Source organism: Sphingomonas sediminicola, from assembly GCF_049991885.1.
GTDB lineage: Bacteria > Pseudomonadota > Alphaproteobacteria > Sphingomonadales > Sphingomonadaceae > Sphingomicrobium > Sphingomicrobium sediminicola.
In genome coordinates, this window is the sequence record NZ_CP178916.1 from 2,219,597 (window position 1) to 2,240,920 (window position 21,324).

General features: G+C 62.7%; 22 protein-coding genes and 1 tRNA gene. 12 read left to right on the forward strand and 11 right to left on the reverse strand.

Annotation, left to right across the window (positions count from 1 at the left end; translation table 11 throughout):
- Positions 1-79 precede the first annotated feature (79 nt).
- On the forward strand, positions 80-1,174 hold the full coding sequence (gene coxB / locus ACMC5O_RS11625) for a cytochrome c oxidase subunit II (RefSeq protein WP_187708646.1): 1,095 nt from the start codon (positions 80-82) through the stop codon (positions 1,172-1,174).
- A 19-nt stretch (positions 1,175-1,193) separates the two neighbouring features.
- Positions 1,194-2,870, forward strand: coding sequence for a cytochrome c oxidase subunit I (ctaD, locus tag ACMC5O_RS11630; protein WP_426692896.1), 1,677 nt, complete (start codon positions 1,194-1,196; stop codon positions 2,868-2,870).
- Positions 2,871-2,945: 75 nt separating this feature from the next.
- Here the strand turns inward: ctaD and ACMC5O_RS11635 are convergent, their stop codons facing one another.
- Positions 2,946-4,472, reverse strand: a complete 1,527-nt coding sequence (locus ACMC5O_RS11635; RefSeq protein ID WP_426692897.1) for an alkaline phosphatase family protein — start codon at positions 4,470-4,472, stop codon at positions 2,946-2,948.
- A 116-nt stretch (positions 4,473-4,588) separates the two neighbouring features.
- Here ACMC5O_RS11635 and ACMC5O_RS11640 point away from each other — a divergent pair, with 116 nt between their 5' ends.
- Positions 4,589-5,539: a lysylphosphatidylglycerol synthase transmembrane domain-containing protein gene (locus ACMC5O_RS11640; protein ID WP_426692898.1), complete on the forward strand. Its 951-nt coding sequence runs from the start codon at positions 4,589-4,591 to the stop codon at positions 5,537-5,539.
- Here ACMC5O_RS11640 and ACMC5O_RS11645 read toward each other — a convergent pair.
- From ACMC5O_RS11645 to ACMC5O_RS11655, 3 genes are read right to left on the reverse strand one after another with little or no spacing between them, the layout of a single operon-like run.
- Positions 5,536-6,450 (reverse strand): aldo/keto reductase, encoded by a 915-nt coding sequence (locus ACMC5O_RS11645; protein ID WP_426692899.1) that lies wholly within the window; start codon positions 6,448-6,450, stop codon positions 5,536-5,538. The genes ACMC5O_RS11640 and ACMC5O_RS11645 overlap by 4 nt on opposite strands.
- 5 nt (positions 6,451-6,455) lie before the next feature.
- Positions 6,456-7,940: a hypothetical protein gene (locus tag ACMC5O_RS11650; protein WP_187708642.1), complete on the reverse strand. Its 1,485-nt coding sequence runs from the start codon at positions 7,938-7,940 to the stop codon at positions 6,456-6,458.
- A gap of 36 nt (positions 7,941-7,976) precedes the next feature.
- A complete protein-coding gene (locus tag ACMC5O_RS11655; protein WP_187708641.1) occupies positions 7,977-8,564 on the reverse strand; it encodes a peptidylprolyl isomerase in 588 nt (195 codons plus the stop codon).
- 69 nt (positions 8,565-8,633) lie between these two features.
- On the opposite strand from ACMC5O_RS11655, the gene ACMC5O_RS11660 reads away from it, so the two are divergent.
- From ACMC5O_RS11660 to ACMC5O_RS11695, 8 genes are read left to right on the forward strand one after another with little or no spacing between them, the layout of a single operon-like run.
- Complete coding sequence (locus ACMC5O_RS11660; RefSeq protein ID WP_187708640.1) at positions 8,634-9,539, forward strand: heme o synthase; 906 nt, start codon at positions 8,634-8,636, stop codon at positions 9,537-9,539.
- Positions 9,536-9,667, forward strand: a complete 132-nt coding sequence (locus ACMC5O_RS11665; RefSeq protein ID WP_281389390.1) for a hypothetical protein — start codon at positions 9,536-9,538, stop codon at positions 9,665-9,667. Before ACMC5O_RS11660 ends, ACMC5O_RS11665 begins: the two co-directional genes overlap by 4 nt.
- Positions 9,664-10,209, forward strand: coding sequence for a cytochrome c oxidase assembly protein (locus ACMC5O_RS11670; protein ID WP_187708639.1), 546 nt, complete (start codon positions 9,664-9,666; stop codon positions 10,207-10,209). The genes ACMC5O_RS11665 and ACMC5O_RS11670 overlap by 4 nt, the downstream gene beginning before the upstream one ends.
- A 35-nt stretch (positions 10,210-10,244) precedes the next feature.
- Entirely contained in the window at positions 10,245-11,075 is an 831-nt protein-coding gene (locus ACMC5O_RS11675; RefSeq protein WP_187708638.1) for a cytochrome c oxidase subunit 3, read from the forward strand.
- A 7-nt stretch (positions 11,076-11,082) separates the two neighbouring features.
- Positions 11,083-11,439, forward strand: coding sequence for a DUF983 domain-containing protein (locus ACMC5O_RS11680; RefSeq protein WP_246444235.1), 357 nt, complete (start codon positions 11,083-11,085; stop codon positions 11,437-11,439).
- Positions 11,436-12,032 carry an SURF1 family protein gene (locus ACMC5O_RS11685; protein ID WP_187708636.1) on the forward strand — a complete coding sequence of 199 codons (597 nt, stop codon included), beginning with the start codon at positions 11,436-11,438 and terminating at the stop codon, positions 12,030-12,032. Before ACMC5O_RS11680 ends, ACMC5O_RS11685 begins: the two co-directional genes overlap by 4 nt.
- An 8-nt stretch (positions 12,033-12,040) precedes the next feature.
- A complete protein-coding gene (locus ACMC5O_RS11690) occupies positions 12,041-13,258 on the forward strand; it encodes a M16 family metallopeptidase (protein WP_246444234.1) in 1,218 nt (405 codons plus the stop codon).
- Complete coding sequence (locus ACMC5O_RS11695; RefSeq protein WP_426693528.1) at positions 13,255-14,112, forward strand: class I SAM-dependent methyltransferase; 858 nt, start codon at positions 13,255-13,257, stop codon at positions 14,110-14,112. Before ACMC5O_RS11690 ends, ACMC5O_RS11695 begins: the two co-directional genes overlap by 4 nt.
- On the opposite strand, the gene ACMC5O_RS11700 is transcribed toward ACMC5O_RS11695, so the two are convergent.
- Genes ACMC5O_RS11700 through ACMC5O_RS11710 form a run of 3 tightly spaced genes read right to left on the reverse strand, consistent with a single transcriptional unit; the run spans position 14,109 to position 15,690 of the window.
- Positions 14,109-14,747, reverse strand: coding sequence for a heme exporter protein CcmB (locus tag ACMC5O_RS11700; protein WP_187708634.1), 639 nt, complete (start codon positions 14,745-14,747; stop codon positions 14,109-14,111). The genes ACMC5O_RS11695 and ACMC5O_RS11700 overlap by 4 nt on opposite strands.
- Positions 14,744-15,295, reverse strand: a complete 552-nt coding sequence (ccmA, locus tag ACMC5O_RS11705) for a heme ABC exporter ATP-binding protein CcmA (protein ID WP_426692900.1) — start codon at positions 15,293-15,295, stop codon at positions 14,744-14,746. Before ccmA ends, ACMC5O_RS11700 begins: the two co-directional genes overlap by 4 nt.
- Positions 15,292-15,690: a metallopeptidase family protein gene (locus tag ACMC5O_RS11710; protein ID WP_187708633.1), complete on the reverse strand. Its 399-nt coding sequence runs from the start codon at positions 15,688-15,690 to the stop codon at positions 15,292-15,294. Before ACMC5O_RS11710 ends, ccmA begins: the two co-directional genes overlap by 4 nt.
- Before the next feature lie 89 nt (positions 15,691-15,779).
- On the opposite strand from ACMC5O_RS11710, the gene ACMC5O_RS11715 reads away from it, so the two are divergent.
- Positions 15,780-15,870, forward strand: a tRNA-Ser gene (locus ACMC5O_RS11715).
- Between the two features lie 193 nt (positions 15,871-16,063).
- Here ACMC5O_RS11715 and ACMC5O_RS11720 read toward each other — a convergent pair.
- The 4 genes from ACMC5O_RS11720 to ACMC5O_RS11735 all read right to left on the reverse strand — a co-directional run bounded on the left by ACMC5O_RS11720 (position 16,064) and on the right by ACMC5O_RS11735 (position 21,303).
- Positions 16,064-19,165 carry a DEAD/DEAH box helicase gene (locus ACMC5O_RS11720; RefSeq protein WP_187708632.1) on the reverse strand — a complete coding sequence of 1,034 codons (3,102 nt, stop codon included), beginning with the start codon at positions 19,163-19,165 and terminating at the stop codon, positions 16,064-16,066.
- Between the two features lie 239 nt (positions 19,166-19,404).
- Complete coding sequence (locus ACMC5O_RS11725) at positions 19,405-19,872, reverse strand: DUF6527 family protein (protein ID WP_187708631.1); 468 nt, start codon at positions 19,870-19,872, stop codon at positions 19,405-19,407.
- Entirely contained in the window at positions 19,872-21,041 is a 1,170-nt protein-coding gene (locus tag ACMC5O_RS11730) for a ThiF family adenylyltransferase (RefSeq protein ID WP_426692901.1), read from the reverse strand. The genes ACMC5O_RS11725 and ACMC5O_RS11730 overlap by 1 nt, the downstream gene beginning before the upstream one ends.
- Positions 21,016-21,303 carry a multiubiquitin domain-containing protein gene (locus ACMC5O_RS11735; RefSeq protein ID WP_187708630.1) on the reverse strand — a complete coding sequence of 96 codons (288 nt, stop codon included), beginning with the start codon at positions 21,301-21,303 and terminating at the stop codon, positions 21,016-21,018. The genes ACMC5O_RS11730 and ACMC5O_RS11735 overlap by 26 nt, the downstream gene beginning before the upstream one ends.
- Between the last annotated feature and the right edge of the window lie 21 nt (positions 21,304-21,324).

Sequence of the window (21,324 nt, forward strand, 5' to 3'; positions counted from 1 at the left end):
GCCGTGCCTATAAGGCCGCCTGATTCAAGGGGGCCCGGTCGTGGTGCTCTTGTCCCCAACCCAAGTCACCGGGGTGAGAATGAAACTGATTGCATGGGCGATTGCCCTGGCCGCCGCCGGCCTGTCACCTGCAGCGGCTCAAACGCCGCAAGCTGCCCAGCCGCAGCCTGCGGTCACTGCGCCTGCTTCCGCCCAGCCGCAGTCGCCCGAGGCGGCTGCTGCCTCCACCCCAGACAAGGCCAATCCGCCGGCCGTCACGACGTCGGAGACGGGTGTCGGCCAAGCTCTTCCGGAGGCGCAGATCGGAATGCCGGTCAAGGCGGGAACGGGCCTCCAGGAGCAGGTGACGGACGTCGGCCGCTTCGCCGCCGGCTTCCACAACAACTGGCTCTTGCTGTTGTGCGTGGCGATCAGCCTTTTCGTGCTTGGCCTGCTCGGTTTCACGATGCTCCGCTTCCGCCGCGGCGCGAACCCGACCCCGTCGCGGACGTCGCACAACACCGCGCTCGAGGTCGTCTGGACCTTGGTTCCGGTGCTCATCCTCGTTGCGATCGCCATCCCATCGATGCGCCTGCTGAAGACGCAGTACACGCCGCCGCCGGCTGACTTGACCGTCAAGGTGACCGGCAACCAGTGGTTCTGGACCTATTCCTATCCCGACAACGGCGGCTTCGAGATCGTCTCGAACCAGCTCAAGGAACAAAGGGACGTGAAGCCGGGCGAGCGCTTCCGGACCGACAAGGACGGACCGCCGATGCTCGCAGTCGACGAGCGCATGGTCATTCCGGCCGGCAAGGTCGTGAAGTTCCTGGTTACCTCGAACGACGTGATCCACGCGTTCTGGGTACCGGCCTTCTGGAGCAAGATCGACGCCAATCCGGGCCAGGTGAACCAGATCTGGGTCAAGGTCGATCGTCCGGGCGTCTACTTCGGCCAGTGCACCGAACTCTGCGGAGCCCGCCACGGCTACATGCCGACCGCGGTCGAAGTCGTCTCGCCGGAGCAGTTCGACGCATGGATCGTATCGAAGGGCGGCACTCCGAAGGGCGCGAGGCCGGCAGCGACTCCGGCTGCCGCTCCAGCAGCTGCCGAGCCGGCCGCAGCGACTCCCGCCGCAGCAACTACGGCTGAAGCGCAGCCTGCCACCAACCAGGCCGCGACGGCCCAGAATTAAGAGCGGAAACGAAAGCATCATGGCCACCACCGCAGATACGATGAAGCTCAAGGCTCACGAGGCGCACGACGCGCATCATGATGCCGATCACAAGCCAGGGTTCTTCGTCCGTTGGTTCATGTCGACGAACCACAAGGACATCGGCACGCTCTACCTGATCTTCGCGATCGTCGCCGGCATCATCGGCGGCAGCATCTCGGGCATCATGCGCATGGAGCTGATGCATCCGGGCATCCAATATCTGAATCACGCCTGGCCGATCGGTGCCGGCACGGCCGCCGGGTTCGACGAGCAGCTTCACCACTGGAACGTGCTGATCACTGCGCACGGCTTGATCATGGTCTTTTTCATGGTCATGCCGGCGATGATCGGCGGCTTCGGCAACTGGTTCGTTCCGCTGATGATCGGTGCGCCCGACATGGCGTTCCCGCGCATGAACAACATCAGCTTCTGGCTGCTGATCCCCGCGTTCCTGCTCCTCCTCGGCTCGACCTTCGTGTCCGGCGGAACGGGTCTTGGTGCGGGTACGGGCTGGACGGTCTACGCACCGCTATCGACCAGCGGATCGGCAGGCCCAGCGGTCGACATGGCGATCTTCTCGCTCCACCTTGCTGGCGCGAGCTCGATCCTCGGGGCGATCAACTTCATCACGACCATCTTCAACATGCGCGCACCGGGCATGACGCTGCACAAAATGCCGCTGTTCGTCTGGTCGATCCTTGTCACCGTCTTCCTGCTTCTGCTGGCCCTGCCGGTCCTTGCAGGCGCGATCACAATGCTGCTGACCGACCGCAATTTCGGCACCAGCTTCTTCGATCCGGCCGGCGGCGGTAATCCGGTGCTATACCAGCACCTGTTCTGGTTCTTTGGACACCCCGAAGTGTACATCATGATCCTGCCCGGCTTCGGCATGATCAGCCAGATCATCGCGACGTTCAGCCGCAAGCCGGTCTTCGGCTACCTCGGCATGGCCTATGCGATGGTCGCCATCGGCGTCGTCGGCTTCGTCGTGTGGGCGCACCACATGTTCACCGTCGGCCTGACGATGGAAACCAAGATGTACTTCACCGCCGCGACGATGATCATCGCGGTTCCGACTGGCGTGAAGATCTTCAGCTGGATCGCCACCATGTGGGGCGGCTCGATCACCTTCGAGACGCCAATGCTGTGGGCGGTCGGTTTCATCTTCCTGTTCACGGTTGGCGGCGTCACCGGCGTCGTCCTCGCGAACGGCGGCGTCGATAACTACATGCACGACACCTATTACGTGGTGGCGCACTTCCACTACGTTCTCAGCCTCGGCGCGGTGTTCTCGATCTTCGCCGGTTTCTACTACTGGTTCCCCAAGATGAGCGGGAAGATGTACAACGAGCTTCTCGGCAAGCTGCACTTCTTCGTCATGTTCATCGGCGTGAACCTGATCTTCTTCCCGCAGCACTTCCTCGGTCTCGACGGCATGCCGCGGCGTATCCCGGACTACACGCCGGCGTTCGAGAAGTGGAACGAAGTTTCGACCTACGGCTACATGATCATGGCCGCGGGCATGGTCATCTTCTTCGTGAACATTGGCTGGTCGCTGTTCGCCGGAAAGAAGGCTCCAGATAATCCGTGGGGCGAAGGCGCGACGACACTGGAGTGGACGCTGTCCAGCCCGCCCCCGTTCCACCAATTCTCGACCCTGCCGAAGATCAGCTAGGCAGGTCTCGAGCGTTGAGACAGAGACGCCCCGGTTCACGCCGGGGCGTTTTCTTTCGTGCCGAATTCGCGTGGCCTAGGCGGCGCGCGCCCGGGCAGTGCCCATCAAATAAGCCTCAGCTATCGAGCCGAGGCCTGAAATATCGTCGACGGCTGCAGCTGCTTCGAGAAGAGCTTCGTCGCCCTTCACTATCATGAACGCGGATGCATTGTGGTTCCCGCCCCTGCCTGTCGCGAGCGAAACCTCGATCTCGCCGATGTCGGGTGATGTGACCCGATGCACGGGTGCTTCCGGCGCCCATTCGATCATCAAGTCGGGCAGGAAGTGCCGTCGGGGTCCCGGAAACAGGTCGTCGGCGAGAGTAATCTTCCGAATTAGAGGCTCGCCTGTCCCGGCAACCTCGATGGCCGACAGCCGCTTGATCAGCCAGCCGACATAGCTCGCCAGCTCAGGGCCGCCCGGCTCGAAGAAACCCGGCGACTCCCGGCCCTTGATATTGAACCGGACCAAGCCCTCGCCGCCGCTCAGGACCGGAAGAGACGGGGTCTGGCTCCAGTCCCGACCCGCCGTAAGCGCGCGATTGACGACCCAGTCCTGAACCCGCTCTCCAAGAATGCTCGCCGCCCGATACTGAAGGGTCGGAGGTAGCGCATTGCGGAGGAACGCCATGACATTGAGCGGAGACGGCCTGCTGCGCGACCCGATCGGCGGCTTCCCGAGATAAAGCCGGTTCAGGCGGGCCAGGATTTCGGTGAGGAAATGATCCTGGGCCCGGTTCGGCTCCATGCCATGAACGGTGAACAGCACCACCGAAGTAGGAACGCCGGACTGATCCAGCTTCTCAAGCACACGGCCCAACTGGCGGTCCGTTTCCTCGTAAATTTCCAGCAGCGCGCCGGGGGCGGCATCCGACGCAAAATCTCCCTCGACAGGCCAAAGATTATGCCCGGCGCGATGCGCTTCGTACCAGCCGGTCACGAACAACCGCCAAGGCCTCTTCATCAGGTGGAGCGTGGCATCGGCCTTCGCGCGAACGGCTGTCGTCAAATGCTCGACAATCGCGGAGCATTGTCTGGCCGTCTTCGCGACCGGCACCTCTGGCCCGATCGGCCTTCGGCCAAAACGTCGCTGGATGTCTTTCAATACCTCGGGTTGCGACGATTTCGCGTCGCCGGAGCTCTGGTAGGACCAGTTCGTAATCTGCAGGCAGGGCGCGCGCTCGTCATGCAGCCCGTGCGCGACGTCGAACGCAATCGTTGGAACGCCCGCTCTCGCGATGCGATGCCAGAAGGGCTCGACGTCGAACTCCTCGGACCAGCGAGGATCGGCAATGCGCCGATAATCACAATGCTCCGCATTCCACTGGAACGGAAAATATTGGCCGTGCTCACCGGGCGGTCGTCCGGTGAGGAACGTGGGCCAAACGCTGGCCGCGAGGTTCGAGGCCGGGGACTGAAGCTCGCTGACCACTCCGCTCTTCAGAAGCGAAGCGATGACGGGAAGCCGGTCCAGGTTTTCCTTGATTAACGGCAGGCTGACCGCGTCCAGGCCGAGCATCAGCAGCCTCGCCCCGGTCTGCGCCGAAGGTCCGTTTTGGGACATGTGCTTTTGCCCTGCCTCCCGCGCCTCGCAAGCAATCTCATCTACTGCCATACAGGTTGGCGCGCAAAGACGCTCTCGGTCGAGTTGTGCATGTCCGAAATTGGGATGGGGTCCGTGTGCGGTTGAAGATCGCAATCAAATGTTTAGTGACCGCCCTGTTGCTGTGGGTGGCGTTCCGGACCGTCGATATCGCCGCGGTCGCCTCGCTCCTTTCGAGCCTGAACCCGTGGTGGGCCTTGGTCGCCTTGCTGCTGACGGGTCTCATCATCCTGTTCGATGCGACCCTGCTCTCGAGCGTGATACGGCTCTTCTCCCGAAGAATGCCGTTCGGCACGGCGATGCTCTACAGCGTGGTAGGCTGGTTCTTCAGTAACGTCGCGCCGTCGACCGTCGGCGGCGACATCTTTCGGGGGGTGCAGCTATCGCGCGTCGGGATGCCCGTCGGAACTGCGGTCAGGATTATCCTCGCCGTCCGCGTGCTTTCCTTCATCACGCTCGTGGGTGTCATCGCCGCAGGCCTCCCGATTGCACTCGAACTGCTCAAGGAGCCGCGCGACGAGCTGCTGATGATTACTCTGCTAGCGAGCGGCATTGGTGTCATTGCGGCATTGTTCGTACTGGCGCACATCCGGCTCCGCGTTCCCAGGCTCGAACGATGGGCCTTCTTCCAAAAGCTTCTGACCGTCGCTGGCGACTTCCGGCTATTGCTCACTCCAAGCCACGGTATTGCGTCGGCTTGGGCTGCAGCCCTGGCGCAGCATCTTCTACGTGTCGGCGTGCTGGCCGCTCTGGCGACAGGCCTCGGCCTGGACATCCCGCTTGCGACGCTCTTCGCGTTCGCCACCGCGGCGCTGCTGATGGCGATGGTACCGATCTCCTTCGGCGGTTGGGGCATTCGTGAGATTGCGTTCGTCTATCTGCTGGGAGCAGCCGGAGTCAGTGCCGAAGCCGCCTTGTCCCTGTCGATTGCATTTGGCCTACTGCGCGTCCTCATGGGCGTAATCGGTGGACTTGCCTGGGTCGTGGCAAACGACGGTCATTTCCACGTGGATGCGCCCTCGGCCTAGGCCGTCAGCGCGCGAAGCCGGTCCAACACTTCGGCCGGCAACGGCGGAGCCAGAACGGCCGCGATATTCTTCTCGAGATGCTCGGGATCTCCGGTGCCGGTCAGGATAACGTCCATGCCGGCCTGGTGCCGGGAAAAACGATAGGCGAGCTCTGACAGACTGCTGATCCTCGCCTCCATTGCGATCCGCTTTAGGTCCTCGGCAATTCCTGAGTTTAGAAGACCGCGCAGTGCGAACATCCCGATCGCAGCGATTCCCGCCTGTTCGGCCCGCGGCAGGACGAGGTCCGCGGCACTGTGATTCTCAACATTGAAGCCGACCATGATGGCGTCGATGCCCGCGTCCCGAACCGCTGCCCGCAACGTCTCGTGACCGGGATCCGTCAGGAACCCCTCCGTTATCCCGATCGCGCGGATCTTGCCCTCGTCTTTCATCCGGCGAAGTTCGGGCAGGATCGTCGCTGCAGCCTTCGGATATTGCCTGGGCGATACTGCATGTAAGTGAAGCAGATCGACGCGATCCGTACGAATCGCCTTGAGCGTTTGCTCGACGCGGCGGCGCACCGTGGCAGCGCTGCAAACCAGCCCGAAGCGCCGGGCTACCCAGGACGAAGCCTTATTGGCCAACAGCATATCGGAGAATGGAGCCGGATCGGGGCCAAGATGGATCTTCGTCGACAGGAGAATCGCGTTCCTTCGGTCGCCCAGACCTTCGGACAACAGCTGGTCGACGCCGCCCGTGACGCCGGCTCCGTCAAAAAAGGTAATGCCGAGATCGAGGGCATGCCGGATCAAGCGGATCGCATCCGATTTCGTGCCGCCCTTGGTCAGCCCGAAGCGGCCACTGCTCCCGCCCCCTAGTCCGATGACGCTGGAAGTGAGCCCGGACTTTCCGAGTGGGACATAATCCATCGAAGCTATGGACCTAGCTCGCCGGTGGCAGCCTGAGACAACCGGCCCTCGTCCCAGAAACGGGCGAAGATGATGAACGCCAGCGCCGGAAGGATCCAGGCAACGCGGCCCTGATACCGGTCGGTCACGCCCGACAGAATTCCGCACACGGCGGCGTTGGCGAGGAGGCCGATAACGGCGACACCAACCGCCGCAACTTCCATGCGATCAAGACGCCGGCGATTCACAATCAGGAAGGCGATGCTTGCAAAGAAGGTCAGATAGACGGCCACCGTCCCAAAGGTCTTGAGGGCCGGATTGTCCGACCGCACTTGCACGATCGACGGATCCTTCCCGCCGGCCATTTCCTCGCCGAAGACTAGATCGTCCGGGCTGAATGTGAGCAGCTGGCGGGCCGTATTCCTGATCGACTGGCCGATTTGGACGAGCGGATATTCCATCGACGCTCGACGGACGATCGTGCTTTCCTCGGCGCGAATCCGCTCCATCTGCTCGGGCGTCGCACGGTAACGAACACCATTGGGCCCCCACAGAAATTCGCCGACCTTACGCGGAGGGTTCGGGCCGAACACCTCACAGATCGCGTAATGCTCGGTGGCGCAATGATCGCGCAGGTACCAGGCGCCTGGGCCATCCGCGACCGATCGGGCGAGCTGGATCGGATAGCGTTTTGGGGCGAGGCTCGCCTCTCCGAACGCCGCGAAGGACGCGCCGAGCAGCACGGCCACCGCCAGAACCATCGGGCTCGCGAACCAAACAGCCTTTCGAATCCAATCGACGAGCGAACCGCGCTGAAGCCAGAAGTTCGCAGCCGATCCCGTCACGAGCGTCCCGACGGCGATCGGCAGGTTGCTTCCGTGAGTAGTGATACAGGCTGCCACAAGCAGGACGAGAGCGATCCGCGCGGAAAGGGTCATGCGATCGTAGAAGACGGTCAGGACCAGAGAGCCGGCGATCGTGACGCCGGCAAGGACGTCCGGCGTCGCATAAGCTGCGTACCATCCTGCCGAGGTCAGGAGTGCGAGCCCGGCGCCGACAGCCAGACCCCGTCCAACCGCAAGTTTCGGAATCATCAGCCGCCGGAGAAAGGTCACGACCAGCACGACCGATGCGGCCTGAGCGACGGCAAGCGCGATCAGGCTGACCCCGGGCCCCCGCAAGATGTAGGTCGCCACGCTGTAGAGCAGCGACCGGGCGCCGCCGGATTGGGCGATTGCGCCAGCGACAATGGCTTTCGGATCGCTAGCAGCGGCCGTGCCCGCCGGCGTGGCAAACAGCGTATTCCACCAATGATCGAGGATCAGGAGGCCCGTGTTGAAACCGAATTCACCACCCCGGAGATAGCTCGCGCTGTCGGCGGAATAGAATGGAGCCCGATTGACGGCGAGCGGCCAAAGCATGAGCAGGAGCGTGACAGCGAAGATCAGGCCCTCGCTTGGCCACGAGGCGCGGCCGCCATGGTTCCGATTGTTCGCAGTCCCGTCCCCCACCCCGACGGATGTCTCACGAAAGAATCGGACCCGCAACTACTCGGAAATTCGCGACGCCTTCGTGATCTTCACGACCGGGTCGAGCATCTGGCCTTTCATCACGCCCTCTCCCTTGGTTGGCGAGGCTGGCGCTGCCTGGATCGCCTTCACGACGTCCATGCCTTCAACGACATGGCCGAACGCAGCGAAGCTGGCGTCGAATGAGGGCGCATCGCTGGTCAGGATAAAGAAGTCCGCCTTGGCGGTACCCGGCGAGAAGGCAGCCATGGAGACCGTGCCCGCGACATGCTTGATCCCCGTCTTGCTCACCGGCTCATGCTCGATCGCCGGATAGAGCTTGCGGGCGTCGCTGGTGATCCCGGCCTGGATCAGCCCGCCATTTTCTCCGAACCTCATCGCCCGGTAGAAACTTTCGCCGTTGAAGCGGCCCGCATCGACGTACTTGAGGAAATTGGCGGTTGTAACAGGCGCGTGGCTCCGGTCGAGCGCGAGGACGATGCGCCCGGCGCTGGTGTCGAGCGCGACTTTCACGACGTCTTCTGCAGGGGCGGGAGCGACCGTGGCCTGGGTCAGGGCGGGCGTCGCGGACAAGAGGCTGAGCGCAAAGGCGAATCGGATAAGCATGGCCCTAAAGTAGCGGGGGCAGCGAAGGCTTCCAGCCCGCGCGTTCGCCCTCTATAGCCGCCGCGAGTCATGACTCCCTCGATTGCGCAACCTGCCCTGCCCGCCGATTGGCGCGACCTCGTCGCGCTGACCAAGCCCCGCGTCATGAGCCTGGTGGTCTTCACCGGCTTGTGCGGACTGCTCGCGGCGCCCGTCGCGCTTCCGCCCGTCCTCGCATTTACAGCGATCCTCTGCATCGCGCTCGGTGCCGGCGCGGCCGGTGCGCTCAATCAGTGGTACGAGGCCGACCTCGACGCGAAGATGCGCCGGACGGCGAACCGCCCGCTTCCGGCGCGGCGGATGGACCGGCAGACGGCGCTTCATTTCGGCGTCGGCCTGGGCGCCTTCTCGGTCGTTCTGATGGACTTGGCCACCAACCATCTGGCGGCGCTGCTGCTGGCGGTCTCGATCCTGTTCTATGTTCTGATCTACACCGTCTGGCTGAAGCGCCGCACCGCCCAGAACATCGTCATCGGTGGCGCCGCGGGCGCCTTTCCGCCGCTGATCGGCTGGGTCGCCGCAACCGGGCAGGTCGACCTTATGCCGGCGCTGCTGTTCGCGATCATCTTCCTGTGGACCCCGCCGCACTTCTGGGCGCTCTCGCTGTTCGTCCGCTCCGATTATGCGAACGCCAACGTGCCAATGCTGCCCGTCGTTGCCGGCATCCAGAACACCCGGCTGCAGATCCTTCTCTACAGCATAACAGTCGCGATCGCGGGGATAGCGCCTTACGCCCTCGGCCTTACCGGACTGATCTACGGTGTGTCGGCCGTTGCCCTCAACGCCATATTCCTGTTTCTCGCCGTTGCCGTCTTCGCGAACCGCGCCGAAGAGGTGAGCGGAATGAAGCCGGAGCGCAGGCTGTTCGCCTTTTCCATTCTTTACCTTTTCGCCTTGTTCTCTGCCGTAGTGATCGACCACTGGGTGATTGCATGAACCCGCATCCCGAAGATGAAGTGCTCCGCCGCCAGCGCGAACGCGCGCGCCTGATGGCCTGGCTGCTCGGCGCGTTCGTGGTTCTTCTCTTCCTCATCACGGTCGCGAAAATCGGGCTGAACAAATGACCGCAGTCGCCCGCAAGAATGCCAAAACGGGGCGGCTAATGGCGCTTCTCGCGCTAGCTATGCTCGGCCTCGCTTTCGCGTCGGTCCCGCTTTACCGCGCGTTTTGCCAGCTGACGGGCTTCGACGGCACGCCGCTGCGCGCCGAGAGGGCGCCGGGCGCCATAGCCGGACAGATCGGCGTCCGCTTCGACGCGAACATCAATGCCGATTTGCCGTGGAAGTTCGAGCCGGTTCAGGAGACCGTCCGCATCGCACCGGGCGCGCGAACGCAGATCCTGTATCGCGCGACAAACTTGACGGCACGCACGACGACCGGCCAGGCGGTGTTCAACGTATCGCCCGAAATCGCCGGACCATATTTCTCGAAGATCGAGTGCTTCTGCTTCACCGAGCAGACGCTCAAGCCCGGGCAGTCGGTCGACATGCCGGTGGTCTTCTTCGTCGATCCCAAGATCCGCGACGACGAGAACACGAGGAACATCGACGAGATCACGCTCAGCTATACATTTTACCCGGTGGAAAAGCCTGAAGCGGCCCGCTAGAGCCGCAAGCAAACGAGACGAGGAAAGCTTCGCGAATGGCCGCTACGAAGAACCACGATTACCATTTGGTCGACCCCGATCCATGGCCGTTGATCGGATCGATCTCCGCGCTCTTCCTGTTTGGCGGACTGGTCATGTGGATGCACGACAACCCGTACGGACCGTTCGTGTGCATCGCCGGCCTGATCGCCGTGCTCGTCACCATGGCCAATTGGTGGGCGAACACGATCCGCGAAGCTCATGCGGGCTATCACACGCCGGTCGTGCAGCTTCACCTTCGCTACGGCATGATCCTGTTCATCGCCTCCGAGGTGATGTTCTTCCTCGCCTGGTTCTGGGCCTATTTCGATGCCTCGCTGTTCCCATCGATCGGCGAAGCGGTCGGCGGCCAATGGCCTCCGAAGGGCCTCGAGGTCCTCAACCCGTGGGGCTTCCCGCTTCTCAACACGCTGATCCTGCTGTGCTCGGGCACGACGGTGACCTGGGCGCACCACTCGGTCATCCACGGCGACCGCGAAGGGCTGAAGCTCGGCCTTCTGCTGACGGTGCTGCTCGGTCTGCTGTTCACCAGCATCCAGGCCTATGAGTACATCCACGCTCCGTTCGCGTTCAAGCAGTCGAGCGGAGGCAACATCTACGGTTCGACGTTCTTCATGGCGACCGGCTTTCACGGCTTCCACGTGATCGTCGGAACCATCTTCCTGACGGTCTGCCTGATCCGCGCATGGAAGGGCGACTTCACGCCCAAGCAGCACTTCGGCTTCGAGGCAGCTGCCTGGTACTGGCACTTCGTCGACGTCGTGTGGCTGTTCCTGTTCGTGTCCATCTATGTCTGGGGCGGCTGGGGCGCGCCGACGCACGGCTAGGGCCGAAGTGGCGGAAACCTCGCCACTCGCGAAGGCGCTCAAGGGATCCTGCCCGCGGTGCGGGCAGGGTCATCTCTTTCAAAGCTGGGTGCGCTTTGAGCCCAGGTGCCGCGCGTGCAGCCTCGATTTTGACAGCTTCAATGTCGGCGACGGACCGGCGGCTTTCCTCATCCTGATCGTTGGCGCGATCCTGACCGTCATGGCAATCTTCGTCGACCTGACATGGTCACCGCCCTGGTGGGTCCATCTCGTCTGGATTCCGGTCGGATTGGCTTTGACCGTCGGAGGCCTGCGCACCGCGAAGGCCTGGCTCATCGCGCAGGAGTTCGTCCACCGCGCCCGTGAAGGCAAGATCGCGCCATGACCCGCAAGCTTCCTATCATCCCGACGATCGTCGTGGCCGGCGCGGTCGCGATCATGATCGGCCTCGGCGTCTGGCAGCTTCAGCGTGCCAAGTGGAAGGAAGGCCTCCTCGCGCAATATGCGGCAGCGGAGAAGCTGGTCCCTATCGCCTATCCGACACTTCCCATGAGAGACGCTCAGCTCCCGCTGTTCCGACATGCGACCGGCATCTGCCTGAAGCCTGTCGGCCGCCGCACCGTTCCGGGCGAAGGCGTGTCGGGCGAGCCCGGCTTCGTCCACATCATCGACTGCTCGACGGGCGCAGAAGGCCCGGGCATGAGCGTCGCAGTCGGCTGGTCGAAGGACCCCAATGCGAAAGTGAGCTGGTCGGGCGGGCCGGTCAGCGGGATCATCGCGCCGGACAACAAGACCCGGATCCGCCTCGTCGCAGCAAGCGCACCGCCGGGCCTAGAAACCGTCGCGCCGCCGACGCTCGCTTCGATCTCGAACAATCACCGCTCCTACGCCTTCCAATGGTTCGCGTTCGCGGGAATAGCTGCGCTCATTTATGGTCTCGCGCTGAGGTTGCGCTGGAAGAAGGAACAGAAGGCTTGAGTGCGACGATGCATCGCCTTGCCAATGACCTGACGGTTGCCGTCGATCCCCTTCCCGGCGCGGAGAGCGTCGCGATGGGCCTCTACGCGATGGTCGGCTCGCGCTCGGAGCCTGAGTCCTGCTCGGGCCTCGCCCACCTGGTCGAGCATATGGTGTTCAAGGGCGCCGGAAAGCGCGGAACCCGCGAGCTTGCCGAAGCGATCGAGGACGTCGGCGGCTACATGAATGCATGGACCTCGCGCGACCAGACGACCTTCCATGGCCGCGTCCTCGCCCGCGATACGGCGCTACTGGCGGAGTTGATCGCCGACCTGGTCCGCGCGCCGCACATGGATGACGCGCACCTCGATCGCGAGAAGACGGTGATCCTTTCGGAAATCGGCGAAACCGTCGATTCGCCCGACGATCTCGTCAACGACCACCTGTTCGAAGCGGCGTTCATGAGCCAGCCGCTCGGCCGCTCCATCCTCGGCCGCGAGGAAAGCCTCCGTAACATTACCCGCGAGGATTGCCTCGGCTGGATGAACGGAGAGCTGGTGCCGTCACGCCTGATCCTTTCTGCGAGCGGCAAGGTCGATCCCGGCGAAGTCCTGAAAATTGCAGAGCGGCTTTTCGGAGACATGGAGGACGCGCCGGGGACGCCGATCGGCAGCGCCGAATTCACCGGCGGCCTGCGCAACGACCGGCGCGAGTTCGAACAGGCGCATTGGTGCCTGGGACTGCCCGGCTTGGCTGCTTCCGACCCGCGCATGCCGTCACTCGCGGTTTTCGTTCAGGCGCTAGGCGGAGGAACCTCGTCACGCCTGTTCCAAGAGCTGCGTGAGGAGCGCGGCCTGGCCTATTCGATCGGCTCCTGGAACCAGGCCTTCGCCGACACGGGATTGGTCGCGATCGGTTGCGCGGCGGACCGGAACAGGGCGGTCGAATCGATGAACCTTGCCCGGGAGGTTCTCGCCGACACGATCGAGAGCCTGACCGACGCCGAGGTCCGCCGAGCAAAGGCGCAGATGGAAGCAGGTGTGCTGATGTCGCTCGAAACCGCGCAGGGCCGCGCTGACCAGATGGCACGTTCGATCGAGGTATTCGGGCGCATCCTGTCGCTCGACGAGATGCTCGGCGATCTTCGGGCCGTCGATCCGGCTAGCGCCAAGGCCGCCGGAGCCGCACTGCTCGACGGCCGCACCGCGATCGCATCCGTTGGAGCGCGGCTCGCGGCAGTCGCCTGATGCTTGAGACTCTCGTTGCGGATCCCTGGCCGGACTGGGGCCTGATCGATAGCGGCGACGGCCGGAAGCTCGAGCGCTACGGGTCCGTCAAGGTTGCGCGCCCCGAGCCGCAGGCAATGTGGTCACCCGCGCGGCCCGACTGGGATCCGGATGCGACGTTCGTTCCGGGATCGGATGAGGAGGGCGGCGGGCGCTGGGTGCAACATCGCCCGGTTCCCCGTGATTGGGAGCTCTCGCGTGGGCCCGTCCGTTTCAACGCGTCGCTGACGCCCTTCCGTCACCTCGGCTTCTTTCCCGACATGGCGCCGCAATGGGACTGGATGCGCGAGCGCTCGGCCGATGCCGATGTGCTCAACCTGTTCGGATACACGGGCGTCGGGTCATTGATACTGAGCGAAGCAGGCGCGAGGCTTGTCCATGTCGACGCGTCGAAGAAGTCGGTCGAGGGGGGTAAGGCCAATGCCGCCCTGTCCGGACTCGCCAACCGGCCGATCCGCTGGATGGTCGACGATGCGGGGAAGTTTACCGCCCGCGAGGTTCGGCGTGAACGGCGCTATGATGGCATCTTGCTCGATCCGCCCAAGTTCGGTCGCGGACCTACGGGCGAGGTCTGGCGGCTCGAGGAGAATCTTGCGCCGTTGCTCGCCGACTGCCGGAAGCTGCTCGATGAGAACAGCCGCTTCCTGGTGCTGACCGTTTACGCCGTGCGCATGTCGGCACTCGCGATCGGCGAGCTTGTGAAGCAGACTCTGGGCGATCTCGGCGGCACGGTGGAGATGGGCGAAATGTCGGTGCGCGAGGAAGCTCGGGGCTTGCTCTTGCCGACAGCCATCTTCGCGCGCTGGTCGCGCTAGGTTCGCGACGCGCGGATCGCAGCGCCGATTACGAACGGCGACGCGGCAACCAGCAGCAACGATACCGCAGCCTCCAGCAACAATGCGCCCGATGCCTCATCGCCTGTGGCTCCTGCGCCGAAGATCAACAGCGGAACGGCCAGCGGGAGCAGCAGCACGCCGGCCAGCGCACCGGCGCGCGGAAGGCCCGCCGTAAGCGCCGCCACCATCACGGCCAGCGCTGCGAGCCCGGGTGTCCCGACCGCCAAAGCAATCATTGTCCGCCCCAGCGCGGCCGGCGCGATTCCGAGAATGAACGAACTCGGCAGCGCGGCGATCAGGAGGAGTGGCCCGAAGGTTAGCCAGTGAGCCGTGACCTTTGACGCTCCGACGGCCTCTTCTGACACACCATGGATGGTCAGCTGGTCGAGGAACCGGCTGCTGCGATCCGGATCGACCAGCCGCTCGATCGGGAGAAGGGCTGCGGTCAGCGCAGCGATCCAGAGGCCGCCCGAAGCAATGCGCTCAAGCAATCTTGGATCGGGCCCTACCGCAAATGGAACAAGCGTCGCGACGACCAGGAAGAAGCCGACCGGAAGCCATGCGGCGCCGCCGATCGAGCGCCGAACATCGCGGGCGATGAGGGAGGCGATCATGCCCCCAACTCCAGATGAGTCCAGGTCCCGCCGATCGGCCCGTGAGACGCGGCCAGCACAGCTCCACCCCGTTCGAGATGTGCGGCGACGAGTTTCTCGAGACGCCCAACGCCATCGCTGTCGAGGCCGTTGAGCGGCTCATCCAACAGCCACAGCGGTGCGCCCGACGCCACCACGCGAGCGAGCGTCGCCCGCTTGGCTTGTCCCGTCGACAAGAGCCGGACTGGCACATGCGCAAGGCGAGTCAGGCCCAGCGCATTCATCGCTTCGTCGATACGTCCGCCCCAGAATTGGAGTGCGCGTTTGAGGGGAAGCTCACGATCCAACGCGAGCCCCTCGTCCGCAAGCGCCAGTTCGCTGCGCTCGATCCATCCCTGCTCTGCTCGCAGCAGTCCCGCCGCAAGGCGGATCAGGCTCGACTTTCCGCATCCATTGGGTCCGACCAGGTGCAGCGCTTCGCCCGGGCCGATCTTGAGATCCAGGTCTTCGAACAGAAGGCGACCTCCGCGCCGGCATGTCACACCGTCAAATCCGAGCAGCGGCTTCATCGAACCGCTTCCTCAAGCGCGTGCATGTCTGCGTCCGACAGGCCGAAATGATGACCCACCTCGTGCACTAGCACATGCGCGACGAGATGCTCGAGCGTGTCTTCGCCGCCTGCCCATTCGTCGAGGATCGGTCGCCGGAACAGTCGTATCTTGTCCGGCAATGTCCCAGACAGATCGACGCTCCGCTCGGTCAGCGGTATGCCTTCGTAGATCCCGGTTAGGTCGAACGGGTCTTCGATACCCATCGCGTCCAGCGTCTCGTCGTCGGCGAACTCCTCGATCAACAGGACGACGTCGCGCAAATGGCCCGCGAACGGCTCCGGCAGCGACCGCAAGGCGCGGCGCGCGATCGCCTCTATCTCGTCGGCCGAGGGCGGAATTTCGAAGCGCCGCATCGCTTGTCGCATAGTGGCTTGAGTGTTGACCCCGCAAGGTTGCCGACAAGCGCTTCCTTGCCTACATGGGCGCCCTTCCAGCGATTTGCGGAGCGGTGGCCGAGTGGTCGAAGGCGCTCGCCTGGAAAGTGAGTATACGCCAAAAGCGTATCGAGGGTTCGAATCCCTCCCGCTCCGCCATCCAGTCCACGTCTCCGTGGAACAAGGAAGTGGGTTTGCTCAAAAATGGCGCCGAACTGCGCCTTTTCTGCCTCCCTACGGTACTGAGAGAGTTCAACCGGGTCGCGAATCAGCGGACGTTCGTATCCGCTTTCTCTGCAGGCTTCAGCGGCAGTACGGAATTGAAAGGTTGCGCGTTCGCTGCGAGCGGTAATCAGCCGCAGATGACCCTTAGACGCGCACCGACGCCGGCAACAGCCGCCATCGTGCTTCGTAACAGCTGAAGTGCGTGGGTTGCGTTGACCGTGGCGGGAACGGCGCTCGCACCGTTGAGAAGATGATCGCGGTTGAGACATGCGCCCAACACTAAAACAACTTCCCGTTCCGTATCCTGCTGTCGGAGCAACCGGTCGAGCCGAGTCCAGATTTCCGGACCCGCGAGACCAGCCCATGCGCCATTCGCGTGGCGAGTCCGTGCGTTGACAGTGCCTTCGCCACCCGGGCCCACCCAGGCTTCCGACCAGAGGTCTACCTGCCGCGGCCGCGCTGGCGCGAATAAGCTGAGCATCCCTACTTGCTTCGACGCTTGGCCGCAGACATCGTGAAGCTTGGAGGCCGACACCCATGCGCCGTCGGCAGCCTTCGCATGAACCATCTGGACCAGCGGCCGGCCACTTCGCGTGCCCACGATGATGAAATCGCAAAACTCCCGCGTGCCATCATCACATACGACGAGCTCCGGAGCGTCGGCGATTGCTCCTACGTTCGTATCGATCCATTCAAAGACAGAATTCGGTGCCCAGCCTGCCGGCAAAGCGCTGTTTTGTCCGCCTTTCTCGCTGGTCCGTGCTCGAAGCGCAGGCTCGTGAAGGAATACGTTGCCCAGACCTATTGCGGCGAAATCAAATCCAGGACCCAAGGGGAGGCGCGGATCATAGAAGTTGCTGTCAGCATAAACCGTGTTCGGCGATTCTGTGATTACCGTGAAGGCCTGTCGAGCGTTAAGAACGTCGACGATACTGCCGCTGCGAGTTGCATCGGTGCGTCTGTAGAGCTGAGCTAATCTGGGCGATTCGAGCTCGTAAGTTCCACTTGAAGCGACGTAGCGGACTGTTCCGGGGCAAGCCACGTTGTTTGCGTCGATCTGAACTAGGCGCCTGGCTTCAAGATCTCCTGCAGCCTCAGCTTGGTCGGCGTGACACTCAAGGCAAAGGTCGGCGATCTCCACTGGCTGCGAATGCGGAATTCCCTGCCCTTGTGCGCTCTCATAATGCGCTCCGATATCGTCCAGATCGAAGAGCAGGCTTCGCGGTCGCGGATCCGCCGGTGGTGCATCCAATGGCGCGGCGAACCGGTCAAGATAGGTCGGGCCTGCCTGTTGACCGGCGATTACGGCCAATAAGGCACGAGTCCAGCCTGACCATTCAGTTAGCGAGAGCCGCGGACCAGCGTCCGCCACGCCGCCGCGGCTGAATCCAATTGCTCGCCGGACGAATCCGCCTGCAACGACCGGCGGCCCAGCCGAAGCACGTGCCGCCGTTACAGTTGATGCCACGTATTGAAATTCGTCGAGTAGGGGTGGAGTCGCCTGGAGGGCAGCCGCGGTGGTTAATCGCCGGCGGACGGCGGACGGTCCGAGTGCCGAATTCCGAGCGCCTACTTCAATTATGTTGCTATCGACCCCTTGGGTGAGCAAGCCGACCATCCTCGAGCGCGGAACCGCGCCATGCATGTGCGCGCGAGCATCCGGATCCGGATTGGGACGCGAGGTATCGAGAAAGACGATAGTGTCGCCCACTCGTTGGCAAACGAGCACATGCAGCGTTCGCTCAAGGAAATAGTGGTCCTGTAACAGCGGGGAAGAGTCGACACTCGTGAATAAGATCGTGAGAGCGTCCTCACTTTCCTCGAGCAGTGTGTAGGGATAGCTCGCGTCAACAAAGCGCCTTTCGCTGGCGGCCCGCAACGCAGCCATGCTGAAGCCGGCCGAGGCGCGCCAAAGCTGACAACGCTGAGGAAGTCGAAGAGAAGCCAGTAGTTCGGCCTCGCTCCCGGGACCATGGACGAAACGTTCACGAAATTGGCGATCAACGTAGAGGATGTCAGGCAGTGTGCGGTCCAGTTGCCCGGCGATCTCGTCGAGGCCGCGCAAGATGCCTGCTTTGGTCAGCGTAGAGTCGTACCGGAGATATCGCCGCCAACTTGACGCCAAGAAATCGTTGCTATGATCAATGAGCAGCGCGGTCGCTTCAGGTACTCGCGCGGGGTTGCGGATTACGCGCCCAATTTGCTGCACAAGGGCACGTGCGGAACCACGCACATCGAAAAAGGCCACTGCTTGAAAACTCGGGCCGTCAACGCCTTCGAGTAACTTATGCTGATGCACCCACACGGCCGGAGCGTTGTCTGCCTCTGGATCGGGTGGCTGCCGCACCTCCCAAGGCTCGCTAAATGCCGGGGAGAAGCGCTCGTGCAGGCAGACGATCCCTGCGGCACCGAGCGCGTGATGACGAACGACGTTTCCGATCTGGCGAACGGTGTCCTCACCGTCACAACGAATGATCAGTTTCCGCTGCGTTGAAGGCGGTTCGCCAAATTGTTCAACGAAAATATCGTAGACACTTTGGACGAACCCTTCCTGAGTTGCGAGCGCAGCGGGATCTCCCTCGACTACAGCGACGCGACGCAGAATATTCGCCGCCACCAACTCCTCATAGCGTGTCACATGCAACGCCTCGGAATCGAGCTCGAACAACTTTAAATCGTTGCGATACGGCGTGGCGGTCACCAGCACTGTCTGCGTCTTCAGGCCGCGAATGGTTTGACTCCACGATCGTGCCGGCTCGTAATGCCCCTCATCGACGAATATGGCATCGCACCAGTCGGCCAACCGATCGTAGGTGACGCGCTTCTCCTGTGAGCGCGTCAGATCGTCGATCAATTGAATCGTCGAAACCAGGATTCCGCGGTCAGGAAGTTCTGCCAGATCAGCTGCGGTCGAAACGCACTTTACAGCCTTGGGCAGGACAGCTGCATCGAATCCGTGGCGCGGAAAAAAACCCCGCTGCCCGCCCAATTCTCGCGCAAGCTGATCGCGAATTGCGGTCCGCGGCGCTAGAACCAGAACCCGCTCTGCGCGGGGATGCCAATGCGCCGAAACCCCGATAATGGCGGTCTTTCCACCTCCAGTAGGAACATTGATCAGCGCCGCCCGTCCAAGGGCAGCGGCGGTTCGCCGGCGGTTGAGATATGCGTCAATCGTTCCGACGGCGGCGGCTTGATGCGCCCATAGATTCAACGCCTCCGGAAATTCCATCCCATCCCCCTTGAGTGCCATCTAGCGAGATCGTGATGCCCGCTCGATGCTTGGGGCGCACGTTCAGCATCGCTTGTATGTCTGAGAAGTAGCTCGGTGTTAATGACTTGACTGTGTAGGTGCCGTTAAAGCCCCGGAGGGCCGGCGAGACGGCCACCCCGAAGCCAAGCTCTCAGCGGCAAGCACTTAGGCCGATCAGTCCAGTGCATGCTTCATTTGAAGCCACTTCAATTTGGATCTCAATCTGGTGGTCCGAACAGCCAGTTCACGACTACTTTGAAGAGCGACCTTTTGGGATGTGGTCGCGGGGGAGTAGTCTCTCCGACTGGCGGCGACACGATCTCAGCGGCCGCTTCGAGCGGCCGGCCATAATATGCCGCCTTCGCGGCACGATCCCTGGCCCACTGTCGCTCGATCTGAGCCTTCGTCCACGCGGCCGCCCAGCGCACCTTGCCACGGTCAATGACGTAATGCGACTTGCACGGGAGAGACCAGCTCCCGACAGACGGGGACAGTGATACGCTTTCACCGTCGTAGGTCATTCGCCAATCCGTCGGCGTCAAAGGGGTCACGATTTCTTCCCCGCAGCCGCAACAGCAACAATGGACCGCCGTTGCATACGGAATGCTTACGTACAGAACGCCCGGCTGTAACTTCTCCGGAACCTCCTCCACAAAGGAGGGCTGCAAACGTTCGACACGTTCCATCAGGCAGCGCTGCTGAGGAGCAGGTTGCCATCAGTGGTGTAGGTCATGTGGTGTTCGCCTTCGAGGTCTCGGTAGAAACCTCTCAGCTTCTTCCATTTCACGACCGCGAGCACCGCGTTCAGGGCATTAAGGTCTGCGACCTGGATATTGGAGGCGTAAACGTCTCCGCCATCGGACTCGTCCAGTGAGACGTTCGCCCTGAAATGGTCCCGCCGTTCAGGCGTACTCGCGGTAACTCTGAGAATCCCGCCAAGCGTTCCCTCGTCGAGCTCCAGGCCCATGCCAACGTCAAGGAAACTTGCTCCAATACTCTCAAGCCGTTCGACGACTGCTCTTTTGGCGGCGCCTGCGTCCATGCAGACGAACGCAAACGTGATGTTCTCGAGGGTATCGGCGTTACCTTCATCGAGAAAATGGTCGTGCGCCACGATGCCCTTGCGCATGGCGCCATATATTGATGCGAAATATGCGACCTTTTTCGGCGCCTCACGCAAAGTGTCCAAGGTCACCGCACCGGGCGCTCGGAAAGCGTTGTGCTGAAGAAGTACGTCACCGTCAAAAAGATGGATTTCCCTGACGGGGGTCTTGGCGACGAGATCGAGTACATAGGAGCCTGTTCCGCCGAGCCCGATAATCGCTACGCGCTCGGCCGATAGCCTTTCGGCAAGGGCGCCGATCCCGACCCGGTTCGATGCTGTCTCCGTATAGTGAAAGACGCTATCCTCTTCCTCCTCCGGCTCGCGAAACACGCGCGCGGAAACCCCGTCCTCAACGAGGGCGGCGGGCCCCGACAAGATGGCTGCGTAGGTCGTCATCTTGTGATGATAATCGCGATACCCTTCGACCGGCTTGCTCGAGAAGGAGTGCTGCGCGACCACACCACATCCAAGATCGTAAGATCCGGACTGGTGCCGGATCTGCTCGATAGGCGAGCAGTTCGCCTGACATGGATATGCACCCGCGAAATGCACGACATGCGTGTCAGGCCGCTGAGTAAGGTCACCAGCGAGCGTCAATGATGAGATGATCGTACCCCGGCGAACAGTGCCGCTGGCGTCGAGATAGGGAACGTGCCGCATGAGCAGCAGTCCCCCAACAACCTCGACATAATAGCCTTCATCCCGAAGTCTCTTCAGGTCGGCGTTACGACTGAACAGTTCGCGTGACATTGAACACGGTTCCCTTCTTCACTTCGACGACACCCCCTGCCGCAAGGTCGCCCGAATGAGGCTTCGACTGGGCGTGCCGGAACGTCATCGAGAAGACGGCGTTCGCGGTCGTATCGTTGGGAAAGGCGATTTGGACGATCTGCTCGAACGTCACCTCTTCCCCTGGAACGGTGCGCGTACGGCCGTTCACAATGATCTCGGTCTCGTCCGGTTTGCGTCCGGGCTCTTCGAGCGGACCTGCGGGATTGATCGCGGGTGACATCGGGCATTTCTCCTCGGCGCG